This window comes from Demequina aurantiaca, from assembly GCF_050598105.1.
GTDB lineage: Bacteria > Actinomycetota > Actinomycetes > Actinomycetales > Demequinaceae > Demequina > Demequina aurantiaca_A.
Genome location: NZ_CP192436.1, coordinates 2,506,818 through 2,528,470, shown reverse-complemented (window position 1 = coordinate 2,528,470; position 21,653 = coordinate 2,506,818). Strand labels below are relative to the sequence as shown.

Genomic DNA, 21,653 nt, shown 5'->3' with positions numbered 1-21,653 from the left:
AACCGTGTTTATCCAACGACACCTGCTGGTCATACCGCTCGGCTTTGCTCTCTTGTTGGCCGGATGCTCGTCATCCATTCCTGAGCTTGCCGCGACGGCCACGGCCGTACCGACGCCCGTCGCTACGCCTATCTCTGATGCGCCTTCACCGTCACCATCGGCAACGGTTGCCATCAACACCGCGGGCCAGGTCGCGACGGTGCTCGGGGACTCCATCGTTCCGCTCGACGCGCCGGACGGTGAACCCGTCACTGAGCTCACCAACCCCATGCGCGAAGGGGTGCCGCTCGTTTTCTACGTTGTGCAGCAGGACGGCGACTGGATTGAGGTCCAACTCCCCATCCGCCCCAACGGTGCCACGGGCTGGGTGCGAGCCTCCGACGTGACTCTCAACTCACTCACATATGCGCTGACCGCATCGATCGACGATCGCACCGTTACTCTCACCAAGGACGGCGAGGAGGTCCGGACGTTTGACGTTGCGATCGGTACGGGGGATACGCCCACCCCTACGGGCGACTTCTTCATTACCGAGTTACTTATCCCCACGAACGAGGGCTACGGCCCCTACGCGTTCGGCCTCTCGGCGTTCTCAGATGTCCTCAATAGCTTTGGCGGAGGACCGGGACAGATTGGCTTGCACGGGACGCCGGATGCGGACAGCATCGGGCGGGCGGCAAGCCACGGATGCATTCGTCTGTACAACGAGGACATCACGTATCTCGCGGAGATTCTTCCCCTCGGGACACCAATCACCATCGCCTGATGAAAATGCGCCCCTGCGAGGGCGCGTGACTTCGAATGTTTACATGCCCGCGACGCGGGCGCAATCCCGATGCCCTAGATTGCGTATCAAGACGGACTTACGATCCGACGTGCCGCGACTTGGGGGGTGTGGGGATGGCAAGAGGCTTCTCCTACGCGCCAGGCTCGAGTCCGGACGTCGTCGCAGCGCAAGCGGAGGAAGTTTCGCGGGCCGACATCCTTGAGTTCGGCTCGTCAAATAACAAGTTGGTGCGGGAGGCGATCGCCGCGCGTGCCGACTGCCCGCTGGGAGTGTTGGTGGGGCTAGCCCACGATCATGTTGGCGCGGTGCGCGTCGCGGTGGCGTCGAACCCGACCGCGTCGCAGACCATCCTCGACTATCTGAGCGCGGACCGCAGCGTCGATGTGCTGATGGCGCTGCTGTCGAACCCGAGCATCCCCACGGACTTGGTCAGGCAACTCGCCCTGCACCGTAAGTCAGCCGTGCGCAGGGCTGCAACGGAGCGGCTCAACTCCCCGGAACACGCAGCTGACGCAGTGGAGGACGAACACAACCCAGAGCTGCGCGACCGCGGGTTCGAACCCCTTGGCGGTGGGGACCAGGTGCCGCCCGCGCTGGCACTCCCGGCGGCTGAGGGAGCGCCGGGAATCTGGGCGACGGTACAAGAGCCACCTGCCGGGGCATCGTCCTTCCACCCGTGAGGTGGGGCGACACCGCCCGCTAGAGCGCGAGGCGGAGCGACCAGCGTCCGTCCGAACTTGTCGCCGTATCTTCACTCGGCGTCTATGTCGCCGCAACCGGAGATTCACCTGGGCCTCGTAACGTCGTGAGCCACGGACCCGGGAGTGGTGACAATGGCGCACGACACAGGCTCATGGTCGCGCGCCTTCATGGCGAGCACGGGCATGTCCCTTAGCCAGAATGCCGACAATCAGCGAGCGACGAGCCCCGAGTGGCACGAAGCCATCAACCCCGACCTCGACAGGGCCCGGCTCATGGAACTAGCGACGTCCCGCAGTACCGCCATCAGAGAGGCGATCGCGAGCAGGAGCGACTGTCCGCTGGGGGTGTTAGCCGCGTTGGCCCACGACCACCGCACGTCGGTGCGCTGCGAGGTAGCCGCTAACCCCAGCATGCCGCGGGCGATCGCCGAGGTCCTCATGAGGGATCGCGACGCGAGCGTTCTGAAGGCGATCGCCCGTAACGACGCGGCGCCGCAGGACGTAGTCGCGTTCCTGGCCGCGCATCGCAAGGAGGATGTGCGGCGGGTGGCCTCCAAGCGGCGCACTGCGGAGGAGGCGGCAGAGACTCTTACCCACCTCACGATGCCGGAGCCAGAAGGGCGCCCGGAGCGCCCGGCAGCTACCTTTGCGCCGCGCCCTGACGTGCGAGCAACCGTGCCCGGCGTGTCGGCCGGGGCGCGTAGAAGTACTTCGTTTCTGCCTGTTACTCGCTGACCCACGATCTGGCCAGCGGGCCTATAAGGGAACGCGGTATGCGTGCTATGTCGGAAATTTCACACCAATTCTGATTTGTCGGCCCATGCGGCGTATGATGGATCTACCTGCAGCGGAGGGGGAGCAACGATGGTCTTGGACTACATGTCTACGCGCGACGCATCGGAAGATGTCCTGCGCGCCCGCGACCCTCAGATCACCGGCCCGGAATTGATGCCCCTCGCGGTACACCGGGATCCACTGGTGCGCGCCGCAGTCGCGGCTCGCAGTGACTGCCCCCCCGGCGCACTGATCTCGCTTGGGCACGACCACCAGTTGGTAGTGCTCGAGGCGCTTATCTTGAATCCCAAGACCCCGTCTTCGGTGATCAGGAACCTCGCGGACAGCCGCACCCAGCGAGTTGCGGACCTAGCCGTTCAGCGTCTTCGCAACAGTTTTCGCTAAAATCCAGAGCGGATGTCCCGGTAGCCGGGACCTCGAGGTTGAGCAGTGCTCCCGCATGCCGTATAGTTATTCCTCGGGTGTTTTTGCGCGCCCGAATGCACTGTCAACCAACGTTAGCGGAGTTTATGGCCAAGAAAGACGGCGTCATTGAGGTCGAAGGCAGCGTGGTCGAGGCATTGCCGAACGCGTCGTTCCGTGTGGAACTGACAAACGGTCACCTCGTCCTAGCCCACATCTCAGGCAAGATGCGACAGCACTACATCCGGATCCTCCCAGAGGACCGCGTGGTGGTCGAGTTGAGCCCCTACGACCTGTCCCGCGGCCGTATCGTCTACCGCTACAAGTAATCGTCGTCGCTGGCGTGTTCAACACGTTTGCGTCCCGACGGCGAAGGAAAGAACCATGAAGGTTAAGCCCAGCGTCAAGCCCATCTGCGAAAAGTGCAAGGTGATTCGTCGTAATGGCCGAGTTATGGTCATCTGCGAGAACCTGCGCCACAAGCAGCGTCAGGGCTAGACAAAAAAGAAGACCGCGTTTAGTCACCGTCCTCGGACGGAACCCCCGGCTCGGAGGCCGAGGCCCGCAATAGAAAAGCGGGAGGACTAGGCGTCAGACCTCCGACTACTAATGGAGTAGAAGAATGGCACGTATCGTTGGTGTCGACCTTCCGCGCGACAAGCGCATGGAGATCGCCCTTACTTATATCTATGGCATCGGCCACACCCGTTCACTGCAGATCCTCGCCGCCACTGGCGTGAGCGCTGATCTGCGAGTGAAGGATGCTGGCGACACCGAGCTGGTCGCGCTTCGCGAGTACATCGAAGCGAACTTCATGGTTGAGGGTGACCTCCGCCGCGAGACCGCAGCCGACATCCGCCGCAAGGTGGAAATCGGTAACTACCAGGGCCTGCGCCACCGTCGCGGCATGCCGGTGCGCGGTCAGCGCACCAAGACCAATGCGCGTACCCGCAAGGGCCGCAAGAAGACCGTCGCCGGAAAGAAGAAGTAAGCCATGGCAGCTCCCACGCGCAAGCCGCGCAAGAAGATCAAGAAGACAGTTGCTCACGGTCAGGCTCACATCAAGTCGACCTTCAACAACACGATCATCTCCATCACGGACCCCTCGGGTGCTGTGGTGTCGTGGTCGTCGTCCGGCCAGGTTGGCTTCAAGGGTTCGCGCAAGTCGACCCCTTACGCCGCTCAGATGGCAGCAGAGGCCGCAGCTCGCCGCGCACAGGATGCCGGTATGAGCAAGGTCGACGTCTTCGTCAAGGGCCCCGGCTCAGGCCGCGACACCGCGGTCCGTTCGCTGACGGCAGCCGGCCTCGAGGTGACTTCCATCAAGGACGTCACTCCTCAGGCTCACAACGGTTGCCGCCCGCCCAAGCGTCGCCGCAACTAGTCGTGTCGTTTAGGGACGCCTCGCGGCGACCCTAAGCAATCGTCGGGGCAGGGCCGCCGGTGCTGTTCGTCAGTGCCGGCGCCCCTCGCCCCAACCTCCAACTTCAGAACTTAGACCCTGACTGAGACAGATCCTCGGCAGGAACCTCGAGCATCAAATAGCGGGTGCTCGGAAAGGAAAGAACCGTGCTGATCGCACAGCGTCCAACGCTGACCGAAAAGGTCATTTCGGACAACCGTTCGCAGTTCTCCCTCAAGCCGCTCGAGCCGGGCTTTGGCTATACCCTCGGAAACTCCCTCCGCCGCACGCTGCTGTCGTCGATTCCTGGCGCAGCAGTCACGTCGGTTCGTTTCGATGGCGTTCTCCACGAGTTCACCACGATCGAGGGTGTGAAGGAAGATGTCACCGAGATCCTCCTGAACCTCAAGACCCTGGTTGTCTCCTCGGAGAACGACGAGCCCGTAGTGATGTACCTGCGTAAGTCCGGCGCTGGCGCCGTGACCGCAGCAGACATCGCGCCCCCGGCCGGCGTTGAGATTCACAACCCCGAACTACACATCGCAACCTTGAACTCGAAGGCGAAGTTCGAAGTCGAGCTCACCGTTGAGCGTGGACGTGGCTACGTGCCCGCCGCTCTCAACAAGAGCTACGACGCAGAGATCGGACAGATTCCGGTCGACTCGATCTACTCGCCCGTTCTCAAGGTGACGTACAACGTGGTGGCGACTCGCGTCGCTCAGCGCACCGACTTCGACGAGCTCATCATCGACGTGGAGACCAAGTCCTCCATCTCGGCACGTGACGCGCTCGCTTCGGCCGGCTCGACGCTGGTAGAGCTCTTCTCCCTCGCACGTGGCCTCAACGAGGCCGCTGAGGGTATCGAGATTGGCCCGTCGGATTCCGATGAGTCGCTCGAGGAGGACTACAACCAGCCCATCGAGGAGTTGAACCTGACTCAGCGTTCGTACAACTGCCTCAAGCGCGAGGGCATCCACACCGTGGGCGAGCTCACTGCACGTAGTGAGACTGACCTCATGGACATCCGTAACTTTGGTCAGAAGTCGATCACCGAGGTGAAGGAAAAGCTCGCAGAGCTGAGCTTCTCCCTCAAGGACGGTGGCGTCGAGTATGACGGCACCTCCGCGGCCGGTGTGTACTTCTCCGGTAGCGAAGAATAATCAAGGAGAACACCCAACATGCCTACCCCCACTAAGGGCGCCCGCCTCGGCGGCAGCCCGGCCCACCAGCGTCACATGCTGGCGAACCTGTCGCAGAGCCTGTTTGAGCACGGTCGCATCACGACCACGCTCACTAAGGCGAAGCGCCTTCAGCCCCACGCTGAGCGTCTTGTGACGTTTGCTAAGCGGGGCGACCTCGCGTCGCGCCGCAAGGTGATGGGAGTTATCCCGGACAAGTCCGTGGTGCACACCCTGTTCACCGAGATCGGCCCCGGCTTCGCCGACCGTGACGGCGGTTACACCCGAATCACCAAGATTGGTTTCCGCAAGGGCGACAACGCTCCCCTCGCAGTGATCGAGCTCGTTGAATTCGGCACGCCCGCCAAGAAGGCAGTCTCCAAGGAGGCCGAGAAGGCCACCAAGAAGGCTGCTCCCAAGAAGGCAGCCAAGAAGGACGACGCAGTCGCTCCCGAGGCCGCGCACGCCGACGCTCCCGCTGAGGGCGCTGAGGACGTGACGGCTCCCGTGACGGACATTGCAGCCGACCACGCCGAGGCACCCGCTGAGGGCGCCGAGGTTGCCGAGGGCAACGAAAAGTAACAACGATTACGCGCGGCGTTAGTCGCATGTTCGTACAAGGCGGATTCTCATGACCGAGCTGGATTCCAGTGACGTCGTGAGGGTCCGCCTTGACTTTTCTTACGACGGTTCAGACTTTCAGGGCTGGGCTGCCCAGCCCGACTACCGGACCGTCCAGGGCGTCATGGAGGCTGCGCTGGCCCAGGTAATCCGGCGCACCGGCCCTCTGCGACTCACCGTGGCCGGCCGCACCGACGCGGGCGTTCACGCTCGCAACCAGGTGGCTCACGTGGACATGCCGCGGTGGGCGTGGGAGCGCTGCACGAGCCGCACGGTCACCGACCCCATCGTGGCGCTGCGCTACAAGCTGTGGAGCGTGCTTCCTCGGGACATCGTGATTAACACCATCTCCATCGCGCAGCCGGGCTTCGACGCACGGTTCTCCGCCATGGCGAGACGCTATACCTACCGGATCAGCGATCGGCCGGATACTCGCGACCCCCTGCGTCGCAGCCACGTCTATTGGAACCGCAAGGCGCTCGACATAGACCGCCTCAACACCGCGGCACTGGCGGTCACCGGGCTACGTGACTTCGCCCCCTACTGCCGCCCCCGCGATTTCGCGACGACCATTCGCGAGCTGCACCGGTTCTCGTGGGAACGACCGGAGGCGGGACCGGACGAGGGGCTCGTGGTGGCCACTCTCGAAGCAGATGCTTTCTGCCACTCCATGGTGCGCTCGCTCGTGGGCGCGGTCAAGGACGTCGGCTCCGGTCGCCGTGACCTGGCCTGGCTGGCCTCTCACGACGAGTACAGCGAGCGCTCGCCGGCGGTATCCGTCGTGCCTCCGCACGGCCTGATCCTCGAGTCGGTGCAGTACCCAGACGACGCTGAAATGGCGGCGAGAGCAGAGGCTACTCGCCGCAGACGGGTCCTGGATTGACCGACTCGCGATTCAACCGGTATGCTAGACCCTCGTTGTGCGTTCTACGTGGAATGGTGTGAATCCCACTCGCCTACCCCTCGGACCCGCCGACCGGAAACTTGCGGTAATTCGTTACCGCCCCTCAGATCAGATAAGAGAAGGCTCTCAAGTGCGCACGTATTCTCCCAAGCCGGGTGACCTTACCAAGAACTGGTACGTCATCGACGCTACTGACGTGGTCCTCGGTCGTCTGGCCTCCCAGGCCGCTACGCTGCTCCGCGGCAAGCACAAGGCGACTTTTGCCCCCCACGTTGACTCAGGTGACTTTGTCATCGTCATCAATGCCTCAAAGGTGTCCCTCTCGGGCGCCAAGCTCACGGACAAGATGGTTTACCGCCACTCTGGTTTCCCGGGCGGCCTTAGCGCTGTTCCGATCGGTGAGCTCCTCGAGAAGAACCCACAGCGCGTAATCGAGAACGCGGTCAAGGGCATGTTGCCCAAGACCAAGCTCGGTGACGCTCAGCTGACCAAGCTCAAGGTCTACGCAGGCTCCGACCACCCCCACGCCGCGCAGCAGCCGCAGGCATTCGAGATTTCCCAGGTCGCGCAGTAGCGCGGAGAAGAAGGACTGACTAGTGGCAGAAGACACGACGACCGACGTCGAGACCGTGACCGAGAACGAAGCCGAGACTGACGCGCCTACCGAGTACACCTCGGAATCCGCGCCCGAGCGTGGAAAGGGCACTTCAAACATTGCCCCCGGCGCAGCTGTCGGCCGTCGTAAGCAGGCAATCGCCCGTGTACGCCTAGTTCCCGGTACCGGGCTCTGGGTGATCAACGGTCGTGACCTCGCTAACTACTTCCCCAACAAGGTGCACCAGCAGATCGCGAACTCACCGTTCGCGCTGCTCGACATCGAGGGTAAGTTCGACGTGCACGCACGTATCGGCGGCGGTGGACCCTCGGGTCAGGCCGGAGCCCTTCGCCTCGGCGTCGCTCGTTCGCTGAACCAGATCGACGAAGAGACCAACCGCGCGGCTCTTAAGAAGGCTGGCTACTTGACTCGCGACGCTCGCGTCGTAGAGCGCAAGAAGGCCGGTCTCAAGAAGGCCCGTCGCGCACCTCAGTACTCGAAGCGCTAACCAACAGCGCATGCCGCGCTTATTCGGAACCGACGGAGTTCGGGGACTCGCTAACCGCGATATCACCGCCGAACTCGCCGTCGACCTCGCCGTCGCTGCCGCCCACGTATTGGCGGAGCGCGGCGAGTTTTCCGGACACCGTCCCCGAGCCATTGTTGGCCGGGACACGCGTGTATCCGGGCAGTTCCTGAGCGCGGCGGTGTGCGCTGGACTCGCGTCGGCAGGTATCGACGTCCTGGACGTTGGAGTACTTCCAACTCCGGGCGTCGCCTACCTCACGGGCGCGCTGGAGGCCGACTTGGGCGTAGTGCTCTCGGCCTCTCACAACCCGATGCCGGACAACGGCATCAAGTTCTTCGCCCGCGGCGGACACAAACTCGACGACGCGGTCGAGGAGTCAATCGAGGGTCGCCTTGGTGAAGAGTGGGACCGCCCGACTGGCGCGGACGTAGGCACCATCGCCGACGCGAGCGAGTACGGCAGCCGCTACGTGAACCACCTTGTGGGCGCGGTTGCGACTTTTGCCGGCGCCCCGAACCCGCTCGATGGGCTATCCATCGTCGTGGACGCGGCTCACGGAGCCGCGAGCGTGGTGGGTCCCGCAGCCCTTACGGCAGCAGGCGCGACTGTGCACCTGATCAATGCCGAGCCCGATGGCTACAACATCAATGACGGGGTCGGATCGACGCACCTCGAGGGCCTCCAGTCCGCAGTGCGCGAGCACGGCGCGGACTTTGGCGTGGCCTTTGACGGCGACGCGGACCGCTGCCTCGCGGTAGACGGCGAAGGCGACGTCGTCAACGGCGACGAGATCATGGGCCTGCTAGCCCTCGCCATGAACGCCAACGGCACCCTCTACCACTCCACTCTGGTCGCTACCGTAATGAGCAACCTCGGCCTCCACCGCGCGATGCGCGAGGCGGGGATCGACATCGTGGAGAGCGCGGTGGGAGACCGGTACGTTCTCGAGGCGATGCGCGAGGGCGGATACACGCTCGGTGGCGAGCAGTCCGGACACGTGATCGTGTCAGAGTTTTCGACTACGGGCGACGGAGTCCTCACCGCGCTGCTGATGGGCGCTCAGGTCAGGGCCGGCGGGTCGCTGCGCGAGCAGTGCTCGACGATTCTCGCGCTTCCGCAGGTATTGGTCAACGTGCCAGGCGCGGACCGCTCCCGAGTGAACACAGACGTGGTGTTGCAGGACGCGGTAGCCGCGGTTCGCAAGGAGCTAGGCCTCGACGGGCGCGTGCTGTTGCGCTCATCCGGCACCGAACCGCTCGTGCGCGTCATGGTCGAAGCGGCCACCAAAGTGGACGCTCAACGTCACGCCGACACGCTTGCCGCGGTTGTTGCTGACAGACTGTGCGTGTGAATAACCTCTGGGACTGGATGATCCACTTCGGCTCGAAAGTCGAAGTGTTGGTGCTGACGTGGAGTGAGTCACTCTGGATCTATCCCGGTCTCTTTATGGTGTCCCTCATCGACGCCATTTTCCCCTTGGTGCCGAGTGAGTCCGTGGTCATCGCCACCTCCGTCACCGCCGCATCGGAGGGCAACCCGCTCCTCATCGGCATTTTCCTGGCCGCGGCCTGCGGGGCCTGGTGCGGAGATCAGATTGCCTACCTTATTGGGGCCAAGATCGACGTTCGCAAGATCGGGCTCTTTAAGCGTGAGCGCTGGCGACGCAGCCTGGACTGGGCGGAGACAAAGCTCGAGACGCGCGGATCCACCTTCATTATTGCCGCCCGTTTCATACCGATGGGCCGCGTGGTCGTGAACCTGATGGCCGGCGCCCTCCACTACCCCCACCGTCGCTTCATGGCGATCGACGGCGTGGCGGTAGTCATCTGGGCCGGCTGGGGAATCCTGCTCGGCACCGTTGCCGCTTCCATCTTCAAGGACAAGCTGCTGCTATCGATTGTCGTGGGAATCGTGGGCGGAACAGTGCTCGGGATTCTTGTCGACAAGTTGCTGAGCAAGCTCGGCTTCGGCACCGCTGCGCTACCGGACCTGGCGGGCCAGATCGAGGTCGAGACCGAGGAACAGCGGGTGGCGAGGATTGCGGCTCGTCGGGAGGCTCGCCAGGAGAATCGCGCTCGCCGCCACGACGGCAGCGTACGGGACGACGTGGGCGACGATGCCCCTGCTCGCGACGGTGAACCTGGTGCCCACGACGACGACCGGCCGATGGACGAGTCGGTCGACGCCGACCTGCCTGGGGACGAGCGCCCCGGCGACGATCCGGATCCGCGCCAGTAGCCCAGGGCCACACCCTCGGAGCCAGTACCGCATCGCGGGTGGTTCGGACGAGATAGCGCAAACCAAGGCCGGGAGGCTCAGCGCCGCATCGGTTGTCGGGAAGCTACGAACTGCGGCTAGCGCCGCGCTGGCCGGCTCGACGCAGGCTGCCGTCAGTTGGTGTTGGACTCGCGCCCGACTGCCGCGTTTTCCTGCTCTGCGGCGGGCGGCCGAAGCGGCCGGAGGTGCGCCGGCTTGACGAAGAAGAACGCCATCACGGCTCCGAGCACGATGACGGCAGCGGGCAGGTAGAGCGTCTCGCTCATCGCGGTGGTGAAGCCGTCCTTGAGCGCGTCCGGCAGCTCGCCGAGTCCTGAGGACTCTCCCGCCAGCGAGGGCGAGGGCAGGTTCGCCGCTAGCCTGCTGGCCATTAGTGTGGCGATGGCCGCGGACCCGAGCACCGCTCCCACCTGACGCGTGGTGTTGTAGACGCCGGATCCCGCGCCCGCGGCCTCCATCGGCAGGTTGCGGGTCGCTGTAGAGGAGATCGGCCCCCACATGAACGCGCTGCCTATCCCCAGGATGGTGGGCGGGATGAGGAGCCAGCCAATCTCGATGGTGGGGGAGAACATCGCCGCCGTCAGCCACAGCGACAGGGCGACTAACAGCATGCCTGGCACCACCAGGTAACGCGGGTGGACGGCGTCGGTCAGTTTGCCTGCGAGGCGTGCGAGCACCAGCGTCATGAGGGCTGTGGGCACGGTCATGAGGGCGGTCTGAGTGGGGGACAGGCCGCGTACTACCTGGAAGAAGTAGACCATCGGAATGAACATCGCCGTGATGGAGAAACCCACGGTGCTGATGGTGGCGTTCGCGAGCGAGAAGTTGCGGTCCTTGAATAGGCCCAGCGGCAGCAGGGGCTCATTTTTGTTGACCCGCTGCCACCAGATGAACAGGGCGATGGTCACCAACCCGGTGCCGATCGAGGCCCAGACCCAGCCGTTCCAGTCGTTCTCGGTGCCCTCTTGCAGCCCGAACACCAGCAGGAACATTCCCGCCGACGACAGGGCGATGCCCAGCCAGTCCATCCTGTGCACGTGTGTCTCCAGGTTGGGGACCAGGCGCCAGGCGAGGACAAACGCCACCACGCCGATGGGCACGTTGACGAAGAAGATCCACTCCCAGCCGGGTCCGTCGACCAGCACGCCACCCAGCAGCGGACCCACCAGAGTGGCCACGCCAGCTGTCGCGCCCCACAGGGCCATCGCGGTGCCGCGCTTAGCGGACGGGAAGGTGCGGGTGATCACCGCCATGGTCTGCGGCGTCATCAGGGCGGCACCCAGGCCCTGTACGGCGCGCGCCGCGATGAGGTTGCCGATTCCGGAGCCGGGCAACGAGTCGGCGAACCCGCACCACAGCGACGCGAGAGTGAAGACCGTGAGCCCGATCAGGTAGATCCGCTTGGGGCCGAACATGTCCCCGAGTCGCCCGGTGACGAGCAGGGGCACCGCGTACGTCAGGAGATAGGCGCTGGTCACCCAGATCACGCCGGTCGTCGTGGTGCCCAGGCCCTGCTGAATCGAGGGGTTCGCGACGGACACGATGGTGGTGTCGATCAGGATCATGAAGAACCCCACGACCAGGGCCCACAGCGCTGGCCACGGATTTCTGACTTCGGTCACGTCGCTACCTTTGCTCGTGTCGGCGTGGGCTGTCCAGAACACGCGCCGGCGTTCTCGCCCCTTGCCATCATGCCGCGAAGCGCGTCTCGAGGAAGGTCAGAGCTTGCGCAACTGGACTGACTCGACCTGGTGGTTCGCGCCCTTGTGCAGGATGATCGTCGCACGGGAACGTGTGGGAGCGATGTTCTGCTCGAGGTTGGGCGCGTTGATCGAGTCCCAGATCTGGCCGGCTCGGTCGCGGGCAGCGTCGTCGCTGAGCGTCGAGTACGACCTGAAGTATGAGTCCGGACGGGCGAAGGCGGTCTGGCGCAGCGCGAGGAAACGGTCAACGTACCAGCGCCGCACGTCTTCCTGCTTGGCGTCGACGTAGATGGAGACGTCGAAGAAGTCGCTCACCGCGTGCGCCGCGCCGCCGGGTGCGCGCTGGGTTGCGGGCTGAAGAACGTTCAGGCCCTCGACTATCAGCACCTCGGGCTGTCGAAGAGTGACGACCTTGCCGGGCACGATGTCGTAGGTGTGGTGGGAGTAGACCGGGGCCTCGACGACGGGCTCGCCAGATTTTACGGCGGCGATGAAGTGGTGAAGCGCGCGGCGGTCGTAGGACTCGGGGAATCCCTTGCGCTCCAGCAGGCCGCGCTTGCGTAGGGTCTCGTTGGGCAGCAGGAACCCGTCGGTGGTGACCAACTCGACGTGGGGCGAGTGCGGCCAACGTGCCATCAGCTCACGCAGCACCCGCGCCGTGGTCGACTTACCCACGGCGACCGACCCCGCGACACCGATCACGTAGGGCGTGCGCGAGGCGCGCTCGCCAAGGAACCGGCTCGATGCATCGTGGAGGTGGCCCACCGCCTCCGAGTACATGTCTAGCAGGCGCGAGAGAGGGCGATAGATCTGGTCGACCTCCGCGAGGTCAATGGGGTCGCCGAGCCCACGCACGCGTGCGATGTCGTGCTCGGTCAAGGGCAGCGGCGTGGAGAGGGCCAGTGCGGCCCACTCATCACGAGACAGCGTGATGAACGGGCTGGCGGAACTGTCGGTCACGCCACCCATTGTGTCTCACCCCTGGGTTCGCGCGTAACCGGACTGCGGCGGCTGTTCGTGCGGCCGATGCCGGCGGCCAGAGGGGCCGCGGGGTCGGGAGAGCCTCGTACCTCTCCAGCACGGTAGTCCGAGTACACTCGTGCGCATGTGTGGAATCGTCGGATACGTAGGTTCAGGGGTCGCTAGCACCCGCCCGCAGGAAGTCGTGATGGGAGGGCTCGCAAGGCTCGAGTATCGCGGCTACGACTCCGCGGGTCTGGCCGTGGTGACGGACAGTCGCGACCGCGTAGCGATGGCCAAGAAGGCCGGCAAGCTCAAGAACCTCGAGGCCGAGTTGATCTCGAGGCCGCTGTCCCCGGGCACCGCCGCGATCGGCCACACGCGCTGGGCGACCCACGGTGCCCCCACAGATGCCAACGCGCACCCGCACTTGGCTGCCGGCGGACGCGTCGCGATTATTCACAACGGCATCATCGAGAACTTCTCCAAGCTCCGCGCGGAGCTCGCGGCTGACGGCATCGACTTTTTGTCCGATACCGACACCGAGGTGGCCGGCCACCTGCTGGCGCGCGAGATCGAGCGCGGGCAACTTCTTCCAGACGCGATGCGGTCCGTCGCGACCCAGCTCGAGGGCGCGTTCACGCTGCTAGCCGTTGACGCTCTCGAGCCCACCACCGTCGTGGGCGCGCGCCGCAACTCGCCGCTAGTCGTGGGCATCGGCGAAGGGGAGAATTTCCTGGGTTCGGACGTCGTTGCCTTCATCGAGCACACGCGCACCGCGCTCGAGCTCGGTCAGGACGAGGTCGTCGTCATTACCCCCGACTCGGTCGTCGTCACTGACGCCAGCGGCGCCGTTGTCGATCGCGAGCCCTATCACGTGGACTGGGACGCGGAGGCGGCTGAGAAGGGCGGCTTCGCGTCGTTCATGGACAAAGAGATTCACGACCAGCCGCAGGCCGTCGCGGACACCCTGCGCGGACGGATCGACGAGCGAGGAAAGCTCAAACTGGATGGCGGAATGATCGCCGAGACAGTGCTGAACTCGGTCGACAAGATCGTCATCATCGCGTGCGGCACCGCGTCGTACGCGGGCCTGGTGGCTCGCTACGCGATCGAACACTGGTGCCGGATCCCGGTCGAGGTCGAGCTCGCGCACGAGTTCCGTTACCGCGATCCCGTGGTGAACGTGAAGACCCTCGTCGTCGCTATCTCACAGTCGGGCGAGACCATGGACACCATCATGGCCGTCCGGCACGCCCAGCAGCAGGGCGCCAACGTGATCGCAATCGTGAACACGCAGGGCTCGACCATTGCCCGTGAGGCCAACGCCGTGCTCTACACGCGCGCTGGACCCGAGATCGCGGTGGCCTCCACCAAGGCGTTCCTGGCTCAGATCACGGCGGCCTACCTGCTCGGTATTTACCTCGCGGAGCTGCGAGGAAATAAGTTCCCCGACGAGATCGCCACCTTGCTGGCGCAACTCGACGAGATCCCTGCGAAGATCCAGCGGGTGCTCGACACCTCTGCTCCCATTCGCGAGCTGGGCGCTGCGCTCGCGAACGAGCGCACCGTGCTCTTCCTGGGCCGCCACGTGGGATTCCCCGTCGCACTGGAGGGCGCGCTCAAGCTCAAGGAGCTCGCGTACATTCACGCCGAGGGATTCGCCGCTGGCGAGCTCAAGCACGGCCCCATCGCGCTCGTGGAGGAGGGTCAGCCGGTGTTCATCGTCCTGCCCAGCCCCCGCGGCCGCGAGTCGCTGCACTCCAAGGTCGTCTCCAACATCCAGGAGGTGCGCGCGCGCGGCGCCCGTACCTTCGTGATCGCGGAGGAAGGCGACACCGACGCCGAGAACTACGCGGAGCAGGTTTTCTACGTGCCCGCGGCGCCGGTGCTGATGTCGCCGTTGCTGACCGTGGTGCCCCTACAGATGTTCGCGCTGGAGTTGGCCAAGGCCAAGGGGCTCGATGTCGACCAGCCGCGCAACCTCGCCAAGTCGGTCACGGTCGAATAGCCGGCCATGGCCATCGTTGGGCTGGGGATCGACGTCGTCGAGATTGACCGCTTCGAGGCGGCTTTGGCGCGCTCCCCGGGACTCCTTGAGCGAGTGTTCACTCCGGCAGAACGCGGCCTGGGCACTCACTCGCTGGCGGCCAGGTGGGCAGCCAAGGAGGCGCTCGCCAAGGCGCTCGGCGCCCCACGGGGCCTCAGTTGGCAGGACGCGGAGGTGATCCGCGAGGAGAGCGGCCAGCCGCGGCTAGCCATCACGGGGTCCGTTGCAGCGCGGGCCGCGGAACTCGGGATCACGTCCTTTCACCTCTCGCTGTCGCACGATGCCGGGGTCGCCTCCGCCGTGGTGATAGGGGAGGCGCTGTGAGCGCCACTGGCACCCTCGACACTCATGCCGCCCTGGCGCGAAAGGATCACCCGTGAGCGCACTTAGTGTTGCCGTTGACTACGACGCCATCACCAACAACGTCGCGGCGCTGGCGGCGCTCGCGCCCACAGCCAAGGTCATGGCCGTTGTCAAGGCGGACGCGTACGGGCATGGGCTGATACCGGCGGCGCGTGCGGCACGGCGCGGCGGGGCCCACTTCCTGGGCGTCGCGCAACCGTCCGAGGCGATCGCGCTGCGCGACGCCGGTGACGAGGGAAACATCTTTACCTGGCTCTACGGCCCGGAGGTGCCCATCGATGACCTGGTCACGCGGGGCATCGACCTGTCCGTTAGTTCCCCCGATGTGCTCGGCGAGATGATTTGCGCCGCGCGCGAGGGCCGCGGCATCCCGCGCGTGCACATCTGCGTCGACACCGGGTTGGGACGCGAGGGAGTGCCGATGGCGAGCCTCGAAGCGCTACTCAGCCTGGCATCGGCCGCGCAGGACGAGGGGCTCATCCGCATCGTCGGAATGTGGTCCCATCTTGCATGGGCGGACAAGCCTGGCCACCCCACCGTCGACTCCCAGGCGACGAATTTCCGTGAGGCGCTGCTGATGGCATCGGGCATGGACGTCGACATAGAGCTCGCGCACCTGGCGAATTCCGCGTGCACGCTGACCCGCCCCGACCTCCACTTCGACATGGTTCGGCCCGGCATCGCCATCTACGGTTTGCCCCCGGTCGAGGACCCGCAGGGTCAGAACTTCGGCCTCGTCGCCGCGATGTCCGTGACGAGTTCGCTCGCCCTGGTCAAGGAACTTCCCGGCGGACACGGCGTCAGTTATGGGCACGAGTACATCACGCCGTACCCGACGTCCGTAGGCCTAGTGACGGCGGGGTACGCCGATGGCGTGTTCCGTGCAGCAGGCGGGGTCGCCGAGGTCGCGGTGCGCGGTCGCCGCTATCCGATCGCGGGCCGCGTGTGCATGGACCAGTTCGTGATCGACCTGGGCCCGGCGACCGAGGCGACGGCGGGGGACCTCGTGACTCTCATCGGCCCGGGCGGGCCAAGCGCTCGTGACTGGGCGACGGCAGCAGGCACCATCGATTACGAGATTGTGTGCCGCTTTGGTGGGCTGCGGCCCAAGACGGGGCGCTAACCGTGGCCACCGAGTTGAGACTCAGCGCGGACAGCGCCGAGCAGATGCGCTCCATCGCCACCGATGTGATCGCGCCGCACCTGCGCGCCGGAGACCTGCTGATCCTGTCCGGCGACCTGGGGGCGGGCAAGACCACGTTCACCCAGGGGCTGGGGGACGCTCTAGGCGTGCGCGGACCGGTCGCGAGCCCCACCTTCATCATCGCCAGGACGCACCCGAGCGAGGTGGGTGGGCCCGCGCTCATCCACGTGGACGCCTACCGGCTGACCTCGCTCGCCGAACTCGATGACCTGGATCTCGACACCACTCTGGACGACAGCGTGACCGTGGTCGAGTGGGGAGAGGGCATGGCGGAGGCGCTCGCGGGGGACCGGCTTCACGTGCGGATCGATCGTGAGCGCGGAGGCGAGCTAGACATGGCCAACCCCGAGGGGGGACGACGCGAGGTCACGGTGCGCGCCCACGGCGCTCGCTGGGCCGACGTGGTGCTGGCCCCGGCTACGCAGCGTGGACCGGCGACGCCGGGCGCGTCCGGTGTCGCGGGCGACCTAGGCTAGTGCCGTGATACTCGCCATCGACACGTCCTCAGCCATCTCCGTCGCAGTAGTCGATGGGGATCACACGCTGGCCGAGCGCTCTCAGTTCGCCCCTCGCGGTCACGCCGAACTGCTGTCAGGGATGATCGAAGAGGTGTTGCTCGAGGCGGGCATTCGCGAGCGCGGGCCGGACTCGATAGTGGTCGGCACCGGGCCCGCTCCATTCACCGGACTGCGGGTGGGGCTCGTCACGGCACGAACCCTCGCAATGGTCTGGGGCGTGAGCGTTCGTGGGGTGTGCTCGCTCGACGCGATGGGCGCTCAGGCGGCCGATGCGGGGCATAGCGCCGTCACCGTCGTGGGGGACGCGCGTCGCAAGGAGGTCTATTGGGCCACCTACACCGACGGCATGGCGGACGGGGAGCCACGGGTGAGCGCTCCCGGTGACGTGTCGCCCGTAGGCGCGGTCGTTGGCCGCGGAGCTCAGCTGTACCCGGACGCCTTCCCCAGCGCGACGTCAGCTGATCCCGACCCGGCGTGGCTTGCGCGGGTAGTCTCCCGCAGGCTTGCGAACGGCGAGGAATCGTTTCCAACGGAGCCGATGTACATGCGTAGGCCCGACGTGCACGGAATCCCGGGGGCGTGAGCGCACCAGCCGCGGCGGACGGCCCACCTCCAGCGCGGATCCTGCGCGACATGAGCGACGGCGACCTCGCCTGGATGGCGGAGCGGGAGCGCGAGATTTTTGGCGCGGCCGCATGGTCGCTGGACCTGATACAGGACGACTTTCGCTACGGTGGCCGGCGCTACCGGGTGCTCGAGGTCGACGACTCGCCGGCGGCCTACGCGGTCTACGGCTACGACGGTGACGCGTTCTTCCTGATGAACATCGCCGTGATGCCGAGCGCGCGCGGCACCGGGCTCGGCCGGGTCCTCATGGAGGACTTCCTGTCGGAGGCGCGCGCCGAGCGCGCACACCAGGCCTGGCTCGAGGTGGCGGTGACGAACATCCCCGCGCTGGCGCTTTACCGGTCCTACGGCTTCGAGGATGTGCGCGTGCGGCCCCGGTACTACCAGCCGGAGGACGTGGACGCGATAGTGATGCGAGTCAGCGTCCCGCGCGTCGACGTGCGGGCTGTGGGCACGACGCCCGTCGGGGTCTAACCCGTACCTCGCGCTGCGACTAGAACGAGACGACGCCGACGTTCGCGGAGACGCGGCCACGGCGTAGACCGGCGCCCGAGTCGCTTGGGGGCGGGTAGCCCACGCCGAGCAGCATGATCGAGGACCAGCTGGAGTCCGCGAACAGCGCCTCGTCTAGGCCCTCCGCGTCGAAGCCGCCGTAGGGTCGCACGGCCAACCCGGCAGCCCGGAGGCCGACGATCAGGTAGCCACCCTGCAGCCACGATCCCGTGGTGGCCAATGCAGCGCGCCGTTCGGGAGCGGCCTCGAGTCGCGCGGCCGTGGCCTCGGAGCCGGGGGAGGTGACGGAGAAGTGGTCGTGGAATCGGTTGTCCCGCGCCACGACCAGCAGCACGGGGGACTTGGCGAGCTTGGCGCGGTTGGACTGTGCGGCGTTACTTATCACGGCCGCGCGGGCATCCTCCGACCGCGCGATGGCGACGCGCATCGGGGTGGTGTTGTTGCTGGTGGGGCCCCATTTGACGAGGTCGAAGACGCTGCGAATCAATGTGTCGGGAACGTCGCGCTCGGAAAACTCTGTGTTCGACCTCGCGTCAAGGAAGAGTCGCCGTTGGGTGGTGTCGTCGATGGCCAAACCGTCGATTGGCGTTGCAAGGTGGGCGGTTTCGGCTGCGATAGTCACGTCAGGTACGACGCTTGAACGCGCCCACGTATTCCCCCGCATAGGCTTATCCCCGTGGACCCACTAGTACTAGGAATCGAAAGCACGTGCGACGAGACCGGCGTGGCGCTCGTGCGCGGCACCGAGCTGCTCGCGGACGTGGTCGCGTCGTCCATGGACGAGCACGCCAGGTTCGGCGGAATCGTCCCCGAGGTGGCCTCGCGCGCGCACCTCGAGGCGATGATCCCCACCATCGAAGAGGCGCTCAGCCGGGCCGGGCATACGCTCGCCGACGTTGACGCGGTCGCCGTCGCATCGGGGCCGGGGCTGGTGGGATCGCTCACCGTAGGAGTCTCGGCCGCCAAGGCACTCGCACTCGGACTAGGCAAGCCGCTGTACGGCGTGAATCACGTGATCGGCCACATCGCCGTCGACGAGCTGGTCCATGGCGAATTCCCCGAGCGGATCATGGCGCTGGTGGTCTCCGGCGGGCACACGTCCTTGCTGCTGGTGGAGGACATCGCCACGGACGTCACCGAGTTGGGCCACACGCTCGACGACGCGGCGGGAGAGGCCTTCGACAAGGTGGGCCGGCTGCTGGGCCTGCCGTACCCGGGCGGCCCGCACGTCGACAGGCTGGCCCGCGAGGGAAACCCCACCGCGATTGCCTTTCCCCGCGCGCTCACCAAGCCAAAGGACATGGCTAAGCACGCGTACGACTTCTCGTTCTCCGGTCTCAAGACCGCCGTCGCGCGGTGGGTGGAGGCGTGCCAGGCGCGCGGCGAGGAGGTCCCCACGGCCGATGTCGCGGCGAGTTTCGCGGCCGCCGTCGCCGATGTCCTGATCTCCAAGACGATTCAGGCCTGCCGCGAGAACGGGGTGAGCACACTGGTGATCGGCGGCGGCTTCAGCGCGAACAGCCAGCTGCGCGACGCCGCGGCCGCGAGGTGCGCGGAGGCGGGCATCGAACTACGCATCCCGCCGATTCGCTTCTGCACGGACAACGGCGCCATGATCGCGGCTCTTGGCAGCGCCGTAGCTAGGCGCGGACTGGCCCCCAGCCGGCTGAGCATCGGCGTCGATTCTTCGATGCCGCTCACCACGGTGTTGGTCTAACAGCAGGCTTCGTCTCATAACGGCCCGTTTTCCCGCCAGCGGGGGTACGGCTGTCCGCCCGGGTGACTACGGTATTGCTATGAGGAGTGGAAACTGATGGCGAGATCGTGGGGCATGAGCGTCGCCGTCGGAGCCGTCGCCGTGGCCGCGATCGGTGCGGTGATCTGGGCATCGTCCGGGCCCGGCGGAGACGCCGATACCCCCGTGCCCGGCCCGTCGGCGTCCGCGTCTCCCACCGAACTCGCCCCGTCGCCCAGCCAGTCCGCCTCTGCCAGCGCGCAGCCAACCCTCGCGCCACTCGCCTGGGGTCCCACCCAGGCAGACTGGGACGCGGCGCTCGCGACCGCCCGGTCGCTGACGTTGAAAGAAGCGGCGGGTCAGGTGGTCGTCGCCGCTTACGCGGGAACGTCGCCCGCAGACCTCACCGCCTTAATCGAGAAGTACGGGCTCGGCGGCGTGATGCTGCAGGGCGACGCGACGTCCGATCAGGACGTCGTCACGGCCCTGACTGCCGCCGCGGCGGCCACCGGAGCGGATGCCGACTGGCCGGTGATGATCGCCGTCGACCAGGAGGGCGGCGTGGTCGCACGGTTGCGCGGGATGATGCCGGACCTGCCCGGGTTCATGGCCGCGGGGGCGGCGACCGACAAATCGATGGTCCGCCAGACCTACGCGACTCAGGGCGCGTACGTCGCGGCCCTCGGATTCAACACCAATTTTGCGCCCGACGCGGACGTCACCGACGGGCTGAGCGACCCGGTGATTCGGACGCGGTCGGCGGGCTCTGACCCGCAGAATGTGGCGGCCACTGTGGACGCGGCCGTCGCCGGGTACACGGACGCCGGGCTCGTCACGACGATCAAGCACTTTCCCGGCCACGGCTCCGTCGACACCGACTCGCACGAGGGTCTACCGGTGCAGTCCGCGCCCGTAGCCGACCTGGAGAAGAGGGACCTAGTGCCGTTCGCCAGCGCGATCGACGCCGGTGCACCCGCGGTGATGATGGGCCATATCGCGCTGGCGGAGTGGGGCGGGGACGCCGCGACGCTGTCGCCAGGCGCCTACGCGTACTTACGGGATGACCTTGGCTTCACGGGGGTCGCGATGACCGACGCCATGAACATGGGTGCGATCATCGACAACCACAAGGCAGGCGCGGCTACGGTGCTCGCCCTGAAGGCCGGCGCGGACATGGTGCTCATGCCGGCCGACACCGCCGCCGCCGTCTCCGCTATTATCGCAGCGGTCGAATCGGGAGACCTGCCGCGCGAGCGCCTGGATCAGGCGGCCGGCCGCTCCATTCTGCTCATGCAGTGGCAGGCGGGCCTCGACGCGATGCCCATCCCCGCGGGCTCCGAGGATTTCGCGAGCAAGTTTGCCGCCGTTGCCGCCACAGTGGTGACTCCCACGTGCGGTGTGCCGCTGGTGGGCGACACGGTGACCGTCATCGGCGGATGGGACTACGAGCGCGCGGCGCTGGCCGGGGCGCTGGCCGACCGCGGCATCGGCGCCGGTACTGCGGGGGAGCCGGGCAGTATCGTGCAGCTCGCCAGCGACTCGAGCGAGCAACTGCGTGCCGACGTCGTCGTCGCCGTCGCGGGGCCCTGGGTTCTGGAGCGGGCGACGGCCACCACCTACATCGCGCTCTATGGCAGGTCCGCCGATGCCCTCGAGGGGCTCGCGGAGGTGCTGGTGGGGAACGCGCATTCGGGATCCTCCTGGCCGGTCAAGCTCGAGAACGTGCATGCGGCCCCCTGCTAGCGTCAGTGACCCAGTGACCCAGTGATGAGGACCTGAGGACCAACGA

The 21,653-nt window shown here is 66.1% G+C and carries 26 protein-coding genes; 23 read left to right on the top strand and 3 right to left on the bottom strand.

Annotated elements, in window-relative coordinates; all coding sequences use genetic code 11:
* The first annotated feature begins 4 nt into the window (after positions 1 to 4).
* The 15 genes from ACQU6B_RS11555 to ACQU6B_RS11485 all read left to right on the top strand — a co-directional run bounded on the left by ACQU6B_RS11555 (position 5) and on the right by ACQU6B_RS11485 (position 10,152).
* The gene (locus ACQU6B_RS11555; RefSeq protein ID WP_430867697.1) at positions 5 to 766 is read left to right on the top strand and encodes a L,D-transpeptidase family protein; all 762 of its coding nucleotides are present in this window, start codon (positions 5 to 7) and stop codon (positions 764 to 766) included.
* A gap of 134 nt (positions 767 to 900) precedes the next feature.
* Complete coding sequence (locus ACQU6B_RS11550; protein WP_430867696.1) at positions 901 to 1,467, top strand: hypothetical protein; 567 nt, start codon at positions 901 to 903, stop codon at positions 1,465 to 1,467.
* Between the two features lie 153 nt (positions 1,468 to 1,620).
* The gene (locus ACQU6B_RS11545) at positions 1,621 to 2,223 is read left to right on the top strand and encodes a hypothetical protein (RefSeq protein WP_430867695.1); all 603 of its coding nucleotides are present in this window, start codon (positions 1,621 to 1,623) and stop codon (positions 2,221 to 2,223) included.
* A 144-nt stretch (positions 2,224 to 2,367) separates the two neighbouring features.
* On the top strand, positions 2,368 to 2,667 hold the full coding sequence (locus tag ACQU6B_RS11540) for a hypothetical protein (RefSeq protein WP_430867694.1): 300 nt from the start codon (positions 2,368 to 2,370) through the stop codon (positions 2,665 to 2,667).
* A gap of 125 nt (positions 2,668 to 2,792) precedes the next feature.
* Entirely contained in the window at positions 2,793 to 3,014 is a 222-nt protein-coding gene (gene infA, locus ACQU6B_RS11535) for a translation initiation factor IF-1 (protein ID WP_061963594.1), read from the top strand.
* A 55-nt stretch (positions 3,015 to 3,069) separates the two neighbouring features.
* Entirely contained in the window at positions 3,070 to 3,183 is a 114-nt protein-coding gene (gene rpmJ, locus ACQU6B_RS11530) for a 50S ribosomal protein L36 (RefSeq protein ID WP_026917227.1), read from the top strand.
* A gap of 124 nt (positions 3,184 to 3,307) precedes the next feature.
* Positions 3,308 to 3,676 carry a 30S ribosomal protein S13 gene (rpsM, locus tag ACQU6B_RS11525; RefSeq protein ID WP_430867693.1) on the top strand — a complete coding sequence of 123 codons (369 nt, stop codon included), beginning with the start codon at positions 3,308 to 3,310 and terminating at the stop codon, positions 3,674 to 3,676.
* Between the two features lie 3 nt (positions 3,677 to 3,679).
* On the top strand, positions 3,680 to 4,069 hold the full coding sequence (rpsK, locus tag ACQU6B_RS11520) for a 30S ribosomal protein S11 (protein ID WP_430867692.1): 390 nt from the start codon (positions 3,680 to 3,682) through the stop codon (positions 4,067 to 4,069).
* 185 nt (positions 4,070 to 4,254) lie between these two features.
* Positions 4,255 to 5,247, top strand: a complete 993-nt coding sequence (locus ACQU6B_RS11515) for a DNA-directed RNA polymerase subunit alpha (protein WP_430867691.1) — start codon at positions 4,255 to 4,257, stop codon at positions 5,245 to 5,247.
* A gap of 18 nt (positions 5,248 to 5,265) precedes the next feature.
* Positions 5,266 to 5,847, top strand: coding sequence for a 50S ribosomal protein L17 (gene rplQ / locus ACQU6B_RS11510; RefSeq protein WP_430867690.1), 582 nt, complete (start codon positions 5,266 to 5,268; stop codon positions 5,845 to 5,847).
* Between the two features lie 49 nt (positions 5,848 to 5,896).
* A complete protein-coding gene (gene truA / locus ACQU6B_RS11505) occupies positions 5,897 to 6,769 on the top strand; it encodes a tRNA pseudouridine(38-40) synthase TruA (protein ID WP_430867689.1) in 873 nt (290 codons plus the stop codon).
* Positions 6,770 to 6,920: 151 nt separating this feature from the next.
* Positions 6,921 to 7,364, top strand: a complete 444-nt coding sequence (rplM, locus tag ACQU6B_RS11500) for a 50S ribosomal protein L13 (protein ID WP_430867688.1) — start codon at positions 6,921 to 6,923, stop codon at positions 7,362 to 7,364.
* 22 nt (positions 7,365 to 7,386) lie between these two features.
* A complete protein-coding gene (gene rpsI / locus ACQU6B_RS11495) occupies positions 7,387 to 7,893 on the top strand; it encodes a 30S ribosomal protein S9 (protein ID WP_430867687.1) in 507 nt (168 codons plus the stop codon).
* Between the two features lie 10 nt (positions 7,894 to 7,903).
* Complete coding sequence (gene glmM, locus ACQU6B_RS11490) at positions 7,904 to 9,265, top strand: phosphoglucosamine mutase (protein ID WP_430867686.1); 1,362 nt, start codon at positions 7,904 to 7,906, stop codon at positions 9,263 to 9,265.
* Positions 9,262 to 10,152, top strand: coding sequence for a DedA family protein (locus ACQU6B_RS11485; protein WP_430867685.1), 891 nt, complete (start codon positions 9,262 to 9,264; stop codon positions 10,150 to 10,152). The genes glmM and ACQU6B_RS11485 overlap by 4 nt, the downstream gene beginning before the upstream one ends.
* 152 nt (positions 10,153 to 10,304) lie before the next feature.
* On the opposite strand, the gene ACQU6B_RS11480 is transcribed toward ACQU6B_RS11485, so the two are convergent.
* Together ACQU6B_RS11480 and coaA are read right to left on the bottom strand one after the other, a co-directional pair.
* Positions 10,305 to 11,756 (bottom strand): MFS transporter, encoded by a 1,452-nt coding sequence (locus ACQU6B_RS11480; protein WP_430869245.1) that lies wholly within the window; start codon positions 11,754 to 11,756, stop codon positions 10,305 to 10,307.
* Positions 11,757 to 11,909: 153 nt separating this feature from the next.
* A complete protein-coding gene (gene coaA / locus ACQU6B_RS11475) occupies positions 11,910 to 12,863 on the bottom strand; it encodes a type I pantothenate kinase (protein WP_430867684.1) in 954 nt (317 codons plus the stop codon).
* Between the two features lie 136 nt (positions 12,864 to 12,999).
* Between coaA and glmS the strand changes: the two genes are divergently transcribed.
* From glmS to rimI, 6 genes are read left to right on the top strand one after another with little or no spacing between them, the layout of a single operon-like run.
* Positions 13,000 to 14,865, top strand: coding sequence for a glutamine--fructose-6-phosphate transaminase (isomerizing) (gene glmS, locus ACQU6B_RS11470; protein WP_430867683.1), 1,866 nt, complete (start codon positions 13,000 to 13,002; stop codon positions 14,863 to 14,865).
* 6 nt (positions 14,866 to 14,871) lie between these two features.
* On the top strand, positions 14,872 to 15,228 hold the full coding sequence (locus ACQU6B_RS11465; protein ID WP_430867682.1) for a holo-ACP synthase: 357 nt from the start codon (positions 14,872 to 14,874) through the stop codon (positions 15,226 to 15,228).
* A gap of 52 nt (positions 15,229 to 15,280) precedes the next feature.
* Positions 15,281 to 16,390: an alanine racemase gene (alr, locus tag ACQU6B_RS11460; RefSeq protein ID WP_430867681.1), complete on the top strand. Its 1,110-nt coding sequence runs from the start codon at positions 15,281 to 15,283 to the stop codon at positions 16,388 to 16,390.
* A 2-nt stretch (positions 16,391 to 16,392) separates the two neighbouring features.
* On the top strand, positions 16,393 to 16,947 hold the full coding sequence (gene tsaE, locus ACQU6B_RS11455; RefSeq protein ID WP_430867680.1) for a tRNA (adenosine(37)-N6)-threonylcarbamoyltransferase complex ATPase subunit type 1 TsaE: 555 nt from the start codon (positions 16,393 to 16,395) through the stop codon (positions 16,945 to 16,947).
* Between the two features lie 4 nt (positions 16,948 to 16,951).
* Complete coding sequence (tsaB, locus tag ACQU6B_RS11450; protein WP_430867679.1) at positions 16,952 to 17,572, top strand: tRNA (adenosine(37)-N6)-threonylcarbamoyltransferase complex dimerization subunit type 1 TsaB; 621 nt, start codon at positions 16,952 to 16,954, stop codon at positions 17,570 to 17,572.
* On the top strand, positions 17,569 to 18,090 hold the full coding sequence (gene rimI, locus ACQU6B_RS11445) for a ribosomal protein S18-alanine N-acetyltransferase (RefSeq protein WP_430867678.1): 522 nt from the start codon (positions 17,569 to 17,571) through the stop codon (positions 18,088 to 18,090). The genes tsaB and rimI overlap by 4 nt, the downstream gene beginning before the upstream one ends.
* Positions 18,091 to 18,109: 19 nt before the next feature.
* Here rimI and ACQU6B_RS11440 read toward each other — a convergent pair whose 3' ends face one another.
* Positions 18,110 to 18,751: a malonic semialdehyde reductase gene (locus tag ACQU6B_RS11440; RefSeq protein ID WP_430867677.1), complete on the bottom strand. Its 642-nt coding sequence runs from the start codon at positions 18,749 to 18,751 to the stop codon at positions 18,110 to 18,112.
* Positions 18,752 to 18,805: 54 nt separating this feature from the next.
* Between ACQU6B_RS11440 and tsaD the strand changes: the two genes are divergently transcribed.
* Together tsaD and ACQU6B_RS11430 are read left to right on the top strand one after the other, a co-directional pair.
* On the top strand, positions 18,806 to 19,846 hold the full coding sequence (gene tsaD / locus ACQU6B_RS11435) for a tRNA (adenosine(37)-N6)-threonylcarbamoyltransferase complex transferase subunit TsaD (protein ID WP_430867676.1): 1,041 nt from the start codon (positions 18,806 to 18,808) through the stop codon (positions 19,844 to 19,846).
* 96 nt (positions 19,847 to 19,942) lie between these two features.
* Positions 19,943 to 21,607 (top strand): glycoside hydrolase family 3 N-terminal domain-containing protein, encoded by a 1,665-nt coding sequence (locus tag ACQU6B_RS11430; protein ID WP_430867675.1) that lies wholly within the window; start codon positions 19,943 to 19,945, stop codon positions 21,605 to 21,607.
* Positions 21,608 to 21,653: the final 46 nt, after the last annotated feature.

What these genes read in the sequence shown, in the direction of transcription:
- ACQU6B_RS11550 (WP_430867696.1), top strand. Translation starts at nt 901, where the DNA reads ATGGCAAGAGGCTTCTCCTACGCGCCAGGCTCGAGTCCGGACGTCGTC.
- glmS (WP_430867683.1), top strand. Translation starts at nt 13,000, where the DNA reads ATGTGTGGAATCGTCGGATACGTAGGTTCAGGGGTCGCTAGCACCCGC.
- rpsM (WP_430867693.1), top strand. Translation starts at nt 3,308, where the DNA reads ATGGCACGTATCGTTGGTGTCGACCTTCCGCGCGACAAGCGCATGGAG.
- ACQU6B_RS11540 (WP_430867694.1), top strand. Translation starts at nt 2,368, where the DNA reads ATGTCTACGCGCGACGCATCGGAAGATGTCCTGCGCGCCCGCGACCCT.
- glmM (WP_430867686.1), top strand. Translation starts at nt 7,904, where the DNA reads ATGCCGCGCTTATTCGGAACCGACGGAGTTCGGGGACTCGCTAACCGC.
- rplQ (WP_430867690.1), top strand. Translation starts at nt 5,266, where the DNA reads ATGCCTACCCCCACTAAGGGCGCCCGCCTCGGCGGCAGCCCGGCCCAC.
- ACQU6B_RS11430 (WP_430867675.1), top strand. Translation starts at nt 19,943, where the DNA reads ATGGCGAGATCGTGGGGCATGAGCGTCGCCGTCGGAGCCGTCGCCGTG.
- infA (WP_061963594.1), top strand. Translation starts at nt 2,793, where the DNA reads ATGGCCAAGAAAGACGGCGTCATTGAGGTCGAAGGCAGCGTGGTCGAG.
- rpmJ (WP_026917227.1), top strand. Translation starts at nt 3,070, where the DNA reads ATGAAGGTTAAGCCCAGCGTCAAGCCCATCTGCGAAAAGTGCAAGGTG.
- rpsK (WP_430867692.1), top strand. Translation starts at nt 3,680, where the DNA reads ATGGCAGCTCCCACGCGCAAGCCGCGCAAGAAGATCAAGAAGACAGTT.
- ACQU6B_RS11465 (WP_430867682.1), top strand. Translation starts at nt 14,872, where the DNA reads ATGGCCATCGTTGGGCTGGGGATCGACGTCGTCGAGATTGACCGCTTC.
- coaA (WP_430867684.1), bottom strand. Translation starts at nt 12,863, where the DNA reads ATGGGTGGCGTGACCGACAGTTCCGCCAGCCCGTTCATCACGCTGTCT.
- truA (WP_430867689.1), top strand. Translation starts at nt 5,897, where the DNA reads ATGACCGAGCTGGATTCCAGTGACGTCGTGAGGGTCCGCCTTGACTTT.
- ACQU6B_RS11480 (WP_430869245.1), bottom strand. Translation starts at nt 11,756, where the DNA reads ATGATCCTGATCGACACCACCATCGTGTCCGTCGCGAACCCCTCGATT.
- ACQU6B_RS11545 (WP_430867695.1), top strand. Translation starts at nt 1,621, where the DNA reads ATGGCGCACGACACAGGCTCATGGTCGCGCGCCTTCATGGCGAGCACG.